The organism is Nostoc sp. DedSLP04, from assembly GCF_034530775.1.
Taxonomy (GTDB): domain Bacteria; phylum Cyanobacteriota; class Cyanobacteriia; order Cyanobacteriales; family Nostocaceae; genus Nostoc.
In genome coordinates this window covers 38,143-50,155 of the sequence record NZ_JAVRCL010000026.1, presented here as the reverse complement: position 1 = coordinate 50,155, position 12,013 = coordinate 38,143, and the positions used below count along the sequence as shown (strand labels likewise).

General features: G+C 40.0%; 10 protein-coding genes. 3 read left to right on the top strand and 7 right to left on the bottom strand.

What is annotated here, in order from left to right; all coding sequences use genetic code 11:
* The first annotated feature begins 21 nt into the window (after positions 1-21).
* From RMX89_RS16670 to RMX89_RS16660, 3 genes are all read left to right on the top strand, one after another.
* Positions 22-2,220 carry a CHAT domain-containing protein gene (locus RMX89_RS16670; protein ID WP_322689679.1) on the top strand — a complete coding sequence of 733 codons (2,199 nt, stop codon included), beginning with the start codon at positions 22-24 and terminating at the stop codon, positions 2,218-2,220.
* A gap of 87 nt (positions 2,221-2,307) precedes the next feature.
* A complete protein-coding gene (locus RMX89_RS16665; protein ID WP_322689678.1) occupies positions 2,308-3,627 on the top strand; it encodes a tetratricopeptide repeat protein in 1,320 nt (439 codons plus the stop codon).
* Positions 3,624-4,778, top strand: coding sequence for a tetratricopeptide repeat protein (locus tag RMX89_RS16660; RefSeq protein WP_322689677.1), 1,155 nt, complete (start codon positions 3,624-3,626; stop codon positions 4,776-4,778). The genes RMX89_RS16665 and RMX89_RS16660 overlap by 4 nt, the downstream gene beginning before the upstream one ends.
* A gap of 196 nt (positions 4,779-4,974) precedes the next feature.
* Here RMX89_RS16660 and RMX89_RS16655 read toward each other — a convergent pair whose 3' ends face one another.
* The 7 genes from RMX89_RS16655 to RMX89_RS16625 all read right to left on the bottom strand — a co-directional run bounded on the left by RMX89_RS16655 (position 4,975) and on the right by RMX89_RS16625 (position 11,975).
* Entirely contained in the window at positions 4,975-5,496 is a 522-nt protein-coding gene (locus RMX89_RS16655; RefSeq protein ID WP_322689676.1) for a hypothetical protein, read from the bottom strand.
* Positions 5,497-5,650: 154 nt separating this feature from the next.
* Complete coding sequence (locus RMX89_RS16650) at positions 5,651-6,190, bottom strand: hypothetical protein (RefSeq protein WP_322689675.1); 540 nt, start codon at positions 6,188-6,190, stop codon at positions 5,651-5,653.
* The gene (locus RMX89_RS16645) at positions 6,187-6,954 is read right to left on the bottom strand and encodes a TIGR04255 family protein (RefSeq protein ID WP_322689674.1); all 768 of its coding nucleotides are present in this window, start codon (positions 6,952-6,954) and stop codon (positions 6,187-6,189) included. Before RMX89_RS16645 ends, RMX89_RS16650 begins: the two co-directional genes overlap by 4 nt.
* 134 nt (positions 6,955-7,088) lie before the next feature.
* Complete coding sequence (locus tag RMX89_RS16640) at positions 7,089-7,436, bottom strand: M48 family metallopeptidase (RefSeq protein WP_322689673.1); 348 nt, start codon at positions 7,434-7,436, stop codon at positions 7,089-7,091.
* Entirely contained in the window at positions 7,433-10,612 is a 3,180-nt protein-coding gene (locus tag RMX89_RS16635) for an HsdR family type I site-specific deoxyribonuclease (RefSeq protein WP_322689672.1), read from the bottom strand. The genes RMX89_RS16640 and RMX89_RS16635 overlap by 4 nt, the downstream gene beginning before the upstream one ends.
* Complete coding sequence (locus RMX89_RS16630; RefSeq protein WP_322689671.1) at positions 10,609-11,799, bottom strand: restriction endonuclease subunit S; 1,191 nt, start codon at positions 11,797-11,799, stop codon at positions 10,609-10,611. The genes RMX89_RS16635 and RMX89_RS16630 overlap by 4 nt, the downstream gene beginning before the upstream one ends.
* Complete coding sequence (locus RMX89_RS16625) at positions 11,796-11,975, bottom strand: hypothetical protein (protein ID WP_322689670.1); 180 nt, start codon at positions 11,973-11,975, stop codon at positions 11,796-11,798. The genes RMX89_RS16630 and RMX89_RS16625 overlap by 4 nt, the downstream gene beginning before the upstream one ends.
* Between the last annotated feature and the right edge of the window lie 38 nt (positions 11,976-12,013).

The window sequence follows — 12,013 nt, the reverse complement described above, 5'->3', positions numbered from 1 at the left end:
CACTTTTGCATTTAAAGTAGTATGCGATTTAAATTTTCCTGGCTCAAGCTTAATGTTGCTTGCTTCTCAGCACTTCTGGTTTTCCTGACAACTAGTTTATTGACTCCTTTGCCAGGGTTGACACAGCCCCAACAGAATCAAATAAACGCTGAAACGGACAGGCTATTGAAGCAAGGGCTAGAACAGATCGCACTTCAGCAATTTGAGCCAGCAATTCAATCCTTGAAGCAGGCGATGCAGATATCGCAACGATTAGGCGATCGCAAATCTACCATCCTTGTCCTCAAGCATCTAAATACAGCCTTAGACAATTTGGAGAAATCTTTTCCCGTTAAAGCAAAAGAGCAACGCGAGCAAATTCTGTCTACACTACCTACTGACGAACTGACCGTCTTTCAAGGATGGAATGGCGAATTCGATCTGAATTTGGCAGGTTGGCAAATGCTCATGGATTTAGGCGATGACTATGTTAAATCAGGTAATTATACTGCTGCAACTCAGCAATATAAGAAAGCGACGATTATTGCCGAACTTCCAACAGAGCAAAACGGAATACCACCGTTCATCGTTCCCAAGCAGGAAAGAGGTCTATTGATTGCTCAAGCCAGAACTTTAACAAAACTGGGATGGACTTTGGAGAAATTGGGTGATTTACCAAATGCAGAAAAAACATTACGATCTTCTGGAAAAGTCTGGAGCGAACTCTGGAAAAAGACGCAAAGAGAAGATCAAAAGCAGCAGGTTGATTTTCTATCTAGAAGCAATGCTGTACGTTTAAAGATATTTGATATTGGAGAGCAGCAGGCTCTAACTTATAGCTATCTGCAATCTATTCTAGTCAAACTAAAGCAAAAAAACCAAGCTTTGACAGCATCTGAGCAAGTAAGGACGATTGCCCTGATTGACGATTTGGGTTTTCGACTTTCTGAATTTTCTCAGCAAGAACTAGGTAGTAAACCAGTAACATTAAAGGAACTACAGCAGGTTGCTCGTCTGCAAAATAGCACGTTAGTTGAGTACTCGATTATTTATGAAGATATTGTAGATAACAATCAGTATCGAGATGATGAAACAAATGCCTTTTCATCTGGTGCGTCAACTGCCAAACAGTTTATACAAATTCAAGAACTATCTCTTGAGAATTTGCTCCCCAAACCTACAAAATTATTTATTTGGGTGATTCAGCCAACTGGGAAAGTTGATTTTCGAGAAGTTGATTTGAAGTTGTTGAAAAAACCATTAGCCCAAGTGTTAATTGATAGCCGAGAGGCTATGGGTGTAAGAGGTCGAAGCTCGTCCATCAGCATTGAGCCTATCAATGATACACAACAATTAACTCAGCTACATCAGCTATATCAGCTTTTAATTCAACCAATTGCCGAGCTACTACCTCGTGATGCTAATAAAAAAGTTATTTTCATTCCACATCGGAGCTTAACGCTAGTTCCGTTTGCTGCCTTGCAAGACGAACATGGACAATATTTAATCGAAAAAAACACAATATCTATTGCACCTTCTATTCGCTCGCTATTTCTTACACATAAGCTAAGACAGCGTGTTCGGGAAAGACAGAATGAGCTTCATGATTTCATTAAACCAGCACTTGTTGTGGGTAACCCTACAATGCCAGAATTTTCCAGTATTCAAGGGCAAAAGTCTGAGCGCTTGCCTAGTTTATTAGGTGCAGAACAAGAAGCTCAAGCGGTTGCTAATTTCTTTAAAGTGCAAGCTTTAACAGGTGATAAAGCAACGGTTGCAGAAGTGAATCATTTAATTACAGGGGTAAGATTGATTCATCTAGCAACACATGGATTACTGGAAGTTTTCAGTGAGGATGGGCCTGGTGCGATCGCACTGGCACCATCTTCTAATAATTCAGGTTTTATGACAACAAGTGAAATACAGAATATGCCGGAAATGGCAGCCGATTTAGTTGTTCTGAGTGCTTGTGATACAGCTAGAGGACAAATCACAGGTGAAGGAATCATCGGATTATCCCGTGGATTTATGACTGCTGGTATTCCTAGTGTTCTTGTTTCTCTATGGGCAGTGAATGATGTATCAACCGCAGAATTAATGATTGAATTCTACCGAAATATGCAAGAACGTCATCTCAACAAAGCGCAAGCACTGCGACAAGCAATGTTAACTACAATGCAAAAGTATCCAAAAAATCCTAAAAAATGGGCAGCATTTACCTTAATTGGTGAATCAGAGTAAAGTGATGAAGATGAGTTCAAAGGATTAGGCAGCATTCACTCTTATTGGTGAACCAAAATTAATAACACTCTCTGCTTTTATCTGCTTATGACTGATTCTCGCCTGCAACAGGCAATAAAACGTTATCAAACAGCTGTTGAGCAACTTAAGACTACTATTGATGCATCTACAGATCCCAATCATATAATCGCAGATGCTGCTCAACCAACTCAACCAGAAGAAGTAAAACAGCAACTTACACGCACACAAATTTTAGAAGTGTTCACAGCACGAGACGAAGTACAGGCAGCACTGGCAGATACTATGCAGACATCTGGAGAGAGTTTAGCAGCGATCGCTCAACTAGACAAGATACTCAAAGACAATGCTACAGCGATCGCCACCATCTGCGAAACTGTTGATTGGCAAACCAGCTTCAATCCTCCCAAAGAAGCGTGGTGGTGGTCATTACAACCTGAAAGAAAGCCTTATAAATTTTGGGATCAGCTTGATTGGTTTTGGAGTGCCGTTTCTATATCTTCGCTAACTATTTCTCTTGGTTTAGTCGGAGACATTTCATCTCGTTTCCTCACAGGTGGGCCAGATACACTAGGCGCACTGGCAGTTAGTACCCAAAGCATTTTGACCTTACTAACTGCTGGCGGCGCACTTACTCTAGCAGGACAAGAAGCTTACAAAAGTATTCTTAAAAGTAGGAAAATCCCAGAGCGATTTTGGCATGAAATTAGTGCAGGTTTTTCATTATTATTAGTAATTGGTTTAGTAGGTTTGCGGATATCTTTACCACAAATTGCTACCCAATATAATAAATGGGGCTTCAACAATTACAAAGAAGGTGACTGGGGAAGCGCGGAAGAGAATTATCAACGAGCAATCAAACTCAACCCTGATGATACCCTAGCCCATTTTCGGTTAGGTTTACTTTACGAAGAATTGCAAAAACTCGATCTTGCTCGTACCGAATATCAAATTGCAGCACAAGATAATATTCCCGATGCCATCAATAATCTATCTCGTCTTTACATCCTAAACAAAAACTATCCGGCTGCGACTCATTTGCTCCAAAAATCATTGGCTGATGAACAGAAGTTAAAACTTAGTGCAGAGACTAAACACGCTTTACTAAAAAATCTAGGTTGGGCAAGGCTAATGCAAAGCGATTATCCAAAGGCACAAGCAAAACTACTAGAAGCAATTGACTTACAACAATCCGCCAAAGTAACAAACAATATTGCCGCTCCTCACTGTTTATTAGCACAAGCTATGGAAGCCCAAAAGGATAAAAAAGGCGCTTTAAAAGAATGGGAAACTTGCATTCAATATGCCGATATTACATCTAGTACTGATGAAGATAGTTGGGTGATTACTGCTCAAAAACGCTTGACAGAACAGGAGAATCAGAAATGAGTAACTTGAATTTAACTTGCAAAATATTGGTATTAGGGGCTGTAGTGTTGGGGATGGCAAAAACTGCGATTGCCCAAGATAAACCAGCAGTTGTCTACTCAGCCAGAATTGACTCCTCAACAGGCAGAATCTTCCTCAAGCGCCCTGATTGGTCAAATTTTCGTCCTGTTTCTGTGGGAACAGAATTAAATCAGGGAGATCAGATCAAGCCTGATAAGGGTGTCAGGGTGAGAGTAGTTTGTCCTAATCTCTCCAAACCATTTGTTCCTATAGGAGTGCCATCAGGTTTAAAAACAATCTGTCCTGTTTGGCAAGCAATCATCTCTAAAGCACCTCCACCTGCTGGGACTTTAGGCGGTACTAATCCGCTGATTCCCTATTTAATTACTCCTCGTCATACTCTACTGTTGAACAATACTCCTACTTTCCGTTGGAATGCTATACCTAAAGCTACGCAATATACGGTAACTTTGCAGAGTCCCACAGGAATAGTGTGGCAAAAGCAGGTCAAAAACAATTCTCTAGTTTATCCTGGCTTACCTCGATTACAACCAGGAACAAACTATTCATTAGTTATTAAAGCCAATACTGGCAAAACATCTCAGGACGAAGGCACATCTAACCTAGATTTTAGTGTGCTACGTAAATCTGAGGCAACAGCTATCCAATCAGAAGTAACTAAAATAACTAAATTAGGTTTAAATGAACAAGTAACTGCTCTAATGTTGGCAAATTTTTACAGCCGCTACACTTTACCGCAAGATGCAATTCAAGCCTATGGTCTGACTACTGATACCTTCAAAAGCTATAACTTGAGTGCAGATGCGATCGCAACTTTAGAAACTTTAGTAAAAAAAGGTAAGCGATCAACAATCATTTATCGCTCCTTAGGAGATATTTACTGGCAAACTGGATTAGCCCAAAAAGCAGTGGACAATTATTTGGCAGCAATCAAACTTGCCAAAAGTGATGAAGATTTAGAAGAGAAGATATTAGCCCAATTCGCTTTAGGGGAAGTCTATGCTGCAACAGATGATAATAAGCAGGCTATAAGTTGGTATTCTCAAGCTAAGAATGGATACACTTTGTTAGGTGATAGTAGACGTGCCAATTTTTTACAGCAGCAAATAGAAAGCCTAGAACAACAATAGCCTCTCTTACTCAAACTTTTGGTGCGATCGCTCCATGAATCCGTCTTCCTTGTCGCTGCTGAAACAATCAGCTTACGTAATGCATGAGGCGATCGCTTGTGACTTCTAGGAGAAAACCAAACCAAATGGTAAAAAAGTGTTTGATAACTCTTATAAAAATGCGATCGCCACAAATTAAGCTTATATGGCTAAACTCTCATTGTAAGTATTCTTTAGCCCACTCTTGAACTTTGTGCTGATATTGTTTGCTGACTTCATTCATATACTTTGCAGCTACTTTCCGCATATTGTTTTTATTAGGATCTGACTTAACAAAATCTGCAAAGTCACCATTACATTTAAGAAATAATTCTATTGCTGCTGTTAACTCAAGGTCATCTGTGGTACACAATTCATAATGCAAGTGGCCTACTGTAGGTATAGGGAAATTGGTATCTTCTACTTTACTCACCTCAATTCCCACATTACTAAAGCAGCATTCATTAAAGCCAAGTAAATTTATGGTATCGAGATGTCCTTTTCTCAACAGGATTCCTAAAGAAATTTTCTCTAAGTCTTCAGAACATGAAGGTAGCCATAAGGAGGGAAAACCTTTTCCCTCCTTAATATCTCTTAAGTATCGATTCGCGTGTTCTGGAGATGGAATTGCCTTTTGTTGCTTACCTGCTTTCCACGTTGCAAGGCTTTTCACACTTCTGTAGTAACGTAATTCACTCACACCTTATATAGCAATCCTAAATTACATAACACCTAATGATACATTTATACTAACCTGAAGTTCTTTATTAATCACCAAGAATTTGATTTTTCAAGCTGCATCAGTGTACGCCCTGTTCGGATCTCAAATAAGATTGCTACCTCAAATAGGATTGCTATAGTGACTCCAAAAATTCACGTACAAATGTACTTTCTTCATTTTTAAGCAAATTCTTGGCTTCTGCAAGTATTTCTTCAGCAATAGGAACTTCACCTAGAGCAAAACTAATTGCTTCTAAAGCAGCATATCTCACTTCGTCTGCTGGATGCTGTAGAAGCACACTGATTATGGAAGCTGCATCCTGAGAATAGGCTTCATTTTCTAAAAGAGGACTCAAAAGCCTTGCCACAGCTAGAAGTTGGAAAACACTTAAATGTCCAACTAGTTGCTTAAGAATATTTACATCTCCTTTGGAAAGTGCAAGATGACCTTCCAAGAGTTCATCTCGAATTTCTTCTACTCTATTCTCAAACTCAGAAATATCTAAATTTGAGAATAAATATAAGGATGCATTATACTTCCATGCTATAGTTTCGAGCCTGTGTACTTGAGCTTCTCGAACTTTATGGACTATTTCATAGTGTTGGGTACTAGTACCCCTACTAGAAATATGACTTGAAAATTGGCCGTTAGTTGGAGCAAGTAATGTACTCATCTGAAAAGTTCCTGTGTTTTTTCTGTAATACTCTTAAAAAATATCTCGTCTCGAAAAGTTCGCAAATTGACTTCAAATATATTTTTTATTAAATCATCATCAGGGTCAAGATTAACTTGTTGAAATACATCAATATCAAATATTAAAGGATATACTTTCTCTCCTTTTTCATTTTCGCTTATTTGACCAATTGTTTGATTAATAATTGCTCTTGATGGTTGATAATCTGAATGAGCTACAACTATTTGCATAAAATAGCTTTCCATTACGACTGATAAATTACTTGATATCTCTGGTAATGTTTTTACGTAATCTTTTAGCTCTATAGTTCCTGTGGCAGGTATCATAATTTGGTTTACATACCGTAGAGCAAGACGGACGACTTCTGTAGGAGATGTAATTTGAGCATACTTTTCCCATAATTGATATGCCTCTCCATAAAAGCTTTCCCAACTTTCATAGGGCTTCAACCTACTGAATGTAAAGCCATTTAGTTTAGCTTGAATACTTCTTTTTTGGTCAGAAGAAATAAAAATATATCCTTCAGGCTTATTAGATACTGAAAACAATTGAGAATTGATTTCATTCGGATTCTCTAAGTTAAATTCAAAACCTCCTTCAAGTGCCATTCTCTTTTGAATATTTGGAAAAGAGTCTTTAATACTTTCATGAAACTTCAAAATTTCTTCATGATTAAAATTATCATGAAGATTGACTGTTATATCAAGAATAGCTTCAGTGATGGGTGGGTTAAGGAATCTCATTTTTCATTTATTTAGAAACCAGTTAAGACTTATAACTAAAATTTAGTATCTATAATCTTAGTCTACAAGACTTTAAGCTTCTTGTCCGTATCAAAATCATAATGATATAAGACCTTTAAAGGCAGTTTCCCGCATCATCCCACAAAGCCCTGCAATCGCTTCTCTTTCTCTTCCCAATCAGGCAAATAAGCAGACATAAAGCACTTAAAAAGCTTACCGTGGTTGGGAACGAGGAGATGCACAAGTTCGTGAACGATCGCAAACTCACCCAATTCTTTTGGTAAATCTAGCAGTTCAGTATTCAGCGTTAAACGTCCTGTAGTAGAAATGGATGCCCACTTGCGCTTCATCGGACGGAGTTGAATTTGTTTGACTTGGACTTTAATGCGATCGCTCCATTCTCGCACAGCATCCTTAAGTGCTTGCGCGTCTTTCCATTGCGTTGCGGCTTCGAGTTTTTCTGGTAAAGGAGTCGTGTTCATGATTCGACTCGTTCGAGTTTCAGCAGATTATTGGTGACTTCAATGGTTTGGTCAACTGAGCTTGTAATAGGATAAATAGTAGCGTAAAGTTCGGTTCTTAAATCAATTTCCTGACGCGCATCCCACCAGTAATCAGGGAAGTTGCTATAAATGGCGTTGATGGTTTCGGCTTGGTTGATATCAATGAGAGCAACTGCTTGCTTGATGACAGTGTAAATGGCAAAGGTGTTTTCATCAACCTTGAGCCGTTGCCGTTCTGACTCTGCCTCTATGCATTCATTGGCAATTTCATCTAATTTAGCTAAAGCTTCTTGCGCCTCTATTTGGCGGTTTTCAAAGCTGGCGCGGACAGTTTCTGCACGTTCGCCAATGGAAATCAAAAAAGGCGATCGCTGACTTTGCTCGTGTACATCTCTAAACAGTGCCTTACTCAAGTTTAGAACTTTTACAGTATCCGTCGTGCTATTTTGGCGGAATTGCTCTAATTGTTGGGCATTGAGTTCGTGGATTGTCCCTGGCATTTCTAACTCGCCGATTGTGATATTGCGGCGTACCAGTTCTTTGGTTTTGGCGGTGAGTTCAATATCAATGTAAGGACTGGTATTGTAAGCAGCGCGTATCGTTCCGTAAAGCCTGACGATCGCTTGATAATTTTCCATGAAGGGGCGCAAGTCAGGATCGGGAGAGAGGATCTCGTAAATTGATTGTAATTGCCGGACAAATTTAAAGAATTTCTCCCGCAAATCTTTGTCTGCAAAGTGCGCCGCAGCCCTTTCTTTTGCTTTGTCGTCCCATCCCTTAGCTAGCGGTAAATACTCAGGTGCAGTATTTTCCATCATGGTTTGCAGCAGGTTTTTGATCACATCAACATTTTGGATGATGTCGTTAACTTCTCCTGACTCAAAGGCAAGGGCTTGCTCTAGTTTGTCACCAAAGATACCGATAAAATCTAGAACAAAGCCATAAGGCTTAACTAAACCTTCTGCGTCTTCATAGGGGCGATTCACACGGGCGATTCCCTGCAAGAGAACGTGATCCCGCATGGGTTTGTCGAGATACATACAGTAAAGTATCGGCGCATCAAACCCCGTCAATAGTTTCTCGGTGACGATGAGAATTTTGGGCAATGCTTTGCGGTAGTCTTCGTAAAGTTGGCGAATTTTTGTCACAGCATCAGCATCGCCACCGCAAAGGGTTTCTAAATTTTGAGCATCTTCAGCAGAACAATAACCTGTAAAACTTAGGGTTTTGCTAGTGTAATTAAAATCTTTGGGTCGCAATCCGATAAACTCGATTACTGCATCCGGTAAGGATATTCTGGCAGAAACAACGGATTTTTTAATAAAGGCTTTGCGGACTTCTTTCTCTTGGACATCAGTCAGGTTGTACTCGCGCAGTCCTGCGGCTGTAGTTCGGGAATAGACGACTGTTGAGTATTCAGCAGGGAGATATTTGTCTAAGGCTTGTTTATAAAGTCTACAAGCTTCCCGATCTACACCAACCATAAAAGCTTTAAAGCCCATTGGTTCAACGTAGTCGCGGAAATGTTCGGCGACAAATTTCGCTACTTTATCTACTCTATCTTCACTTTTGAGAAACTCTTTTAATTTAACTGCACGATCGAGAATGCCATCAAGTTCTTCTATATCGTTAATACCTTCTGCGGCTTGGAGTTGGAGAAATTCTTTTTCTAAAATTTCTTGGGGAACGCGAAACTCTGATTTCGCCAAGGCATAATTTAGCTTCAGAGTTGTGCCATCTCGTACTGAGTCGGCGGTTGAATACGAATCTAGGCTGTATTTCGGGTCACTAGGTTCGCCGAAGGTTTGGAAAGTGTTTTGTCCTTTAGCTGCTTTACTGACAGGTGTACCTGTGAAACCGATAAATGTGGCGTTGGGGAGGGCAGCCATTAAATATATGCCGAAATTACCACCTGTGCTACGGTGTGCCTCATCGACTAAGACGGTAATCGTAGAACGCTTATTTTCTACCTTCATCTTGTCGAATTTGTGAATCATGGCGACGATTAACCCGCGATAATCATCTTGAATTAGTTTTTCTAAGTCTGCTTTACTGGTTGCGACTTCATAACTTTTGATGCTGTATGCTTTGAGGTTTTTGTCTAGTTGGTTTTCTAGTTCGTTGCGGTCAACAATCATGATTACGGTATTATCGCCGCTAATATTGCGGAGTTGGGCGGCAATTGTAATCATCGTGAGGGTTTTACCACTGCCTTGGGTATGCCAAACTAGTCCGCGTTTTTTATTCGGGTCTTGGATGCGTTGCAGGACTTTTTTGACTGCACGGGTTTGGTGTTGGCGTAAAATTACTTTGGTTAAGCCGTCATCGCGTTCGAGGAAAACAATGTAATATCTGAGAATCTCTAAAAAGCGTTGATGGTCGAAGAAGGTTTTGATTTTCTCTTCGTAGTCGCCTTCTTGGATAATCGAACCTAACCCCCCAGCCCCCTTCCCTGCGAGGGAAGGGGGAGTAATATTGTTGTTCCCCTCCCCTTGCAGGGGAGGGGTTAGGGGAGAGGTCAGTTTCCATTCAAACAAGTTTTTGCGGTTGGTATTCCAGGTTAAGCCATACCAGAAATTCCACAGTTCTGTGACTTCAAAAACTTGGGGAAAGGCTAGCAATTCGGGGGTTTGGTTGTGGTAGCGGCGAATTTGGTCAATGCCTAGTGCTAAACCATCAGTTTTCTTTTCTCCTTTGGTTTCAGCAATGGCGACGGGAATACCGTTAATTAGAAAAATAACATCAGCGCGGTTGGGAAATTTTACGCCTTTTTGCGACCATTCATCTGTGACTTGGAAGATGTTATTTTCTGGGTTGTTAAAGTCGATGAGGGTAATGTTTCTGTCGCGGTTTTCTTGGGCGACAAAAATAGATTGTTTGCCTTGCAACCAGTTTAAAGCTTCGCGGTTGCCTTCGATGGTGTTGTCAATGTTTCGCAGGCGGCGAAGAATTTCATCTATGTTGTTAGAGGTGACAACGCCAGGATTTAGTTTAATTAGTTGACTGCGAAGAACATCGGCAAAGTATCTTTCTTTAAGCTTTTCCTCTCCCTTCCCTTCCCGCCGTTGTAATGCTTCTTTTGAAGTTAGGTATTCCCAGCCAATTTGATAGGCATATTTCAGCATCGGTCTTTGCACGGCGGAACTTTCGCTCATACGTAAGTCTCAGTTAAGGGTTGGGTGGAAATTTTACCTGTCATCAGTTGTTCTAGCATGGCGTGAAAGAGTTCGTCGATAAGGGTGAGTTCTTTTTCTAGGGCTTGAATTTTGCGATCGCAAGCTTTTAGAATCGCAGCGATTTCTTGCTGTTCTTCCTTTTTTGGATAAGCAATCGTCATTGCATGAACTGTATTTCTATTTAGAGTTGGGTTACTAGCACCAGAATCAAAACGTTTTAAATTGAGAAAATATAACAAATAAGCAATAAAGAGAGGATTGTTTTCGTTAAATTCTTTTACCCAAAGTGTGGTGTCATGAGGCCAATAATCACAATCAACATAATAAACAGTTCCAAGTGTTCCTTTTCTGCCAATAATAACTCCTGGCCCATTAACCTTAACCAAGTTGTGATAACTACTGATTCCACCTGATGAAATTACAGGGATTTTACCAGGCTTCTGTTCTTTTTTAGTAATGTCAAATCCACGTTGAAGGACACATAAGCTATCAAAGCGTGAGACTATCCAACTCTCAGGAATCTCCCCTATTTCCGTTTGCTTGCGCGGTTCGTTACCAGTGCCATGAGTAAAGAGATACTGCATCAGTGCTGCTTTGCGTTCGCGTTCCAGTTCTAACTCTCGCTGGCGGGTTTCTTTGGCTTTCTGGATGGTTCGCAGAGTGTGGGCGATCGTTTTTTGTTCGGGGAGTGGGGGGATAATAATTGGCAATGATTGTAAATTTGCCTGGTTAATATTAGTAACTCCTACTTTCCCAGACTTAGAGATAAGAATTTTTCTAACTGTATCTCGACGGAGATAATTAACTAAAAAGATAGGTTCAATTTCCTGTGTTTCTAATCGCGCCCTAATTATAAACCCACAGAATGTTACAGGCTCTGTAAAATCAAGAAATAAAGAAGCCCAACCTACTCCCTCCTGCTTCAAAGATGAGCGTACAAATAAAATATCGTTTTTTTTAAGCAGATAATCATCTTTAAGCTTAATATCTACTCTATAAAGTTTATTCATTGAGATAAATGAACTTTCACAATACATATTCAGAACATCTACTGTGAGAGTACCACTTCCTTTTTGCTCTTTATTAAAATTGATACCATTCTTTAATTGGGCAATATCTCCCAATTTCACTATCCTCCAATGAGGCGGTACTTGTATCTCACTCATCCGTACCCCTCGCATATACCATCAGCAATAATCAAATCCATCATTTCATTCTTATTCTTCCGATAAACCCGAAAATCACTATCTAGAGTTAACACACTACTACCATTAATCAACTCACTCATTCTTACCAAACACGCATCAGCTAAAGACATCGGTACATTCTGATATCGCTTCATCAACTCTCTAACCGTTCCTATTTCATCACTGAGACGAA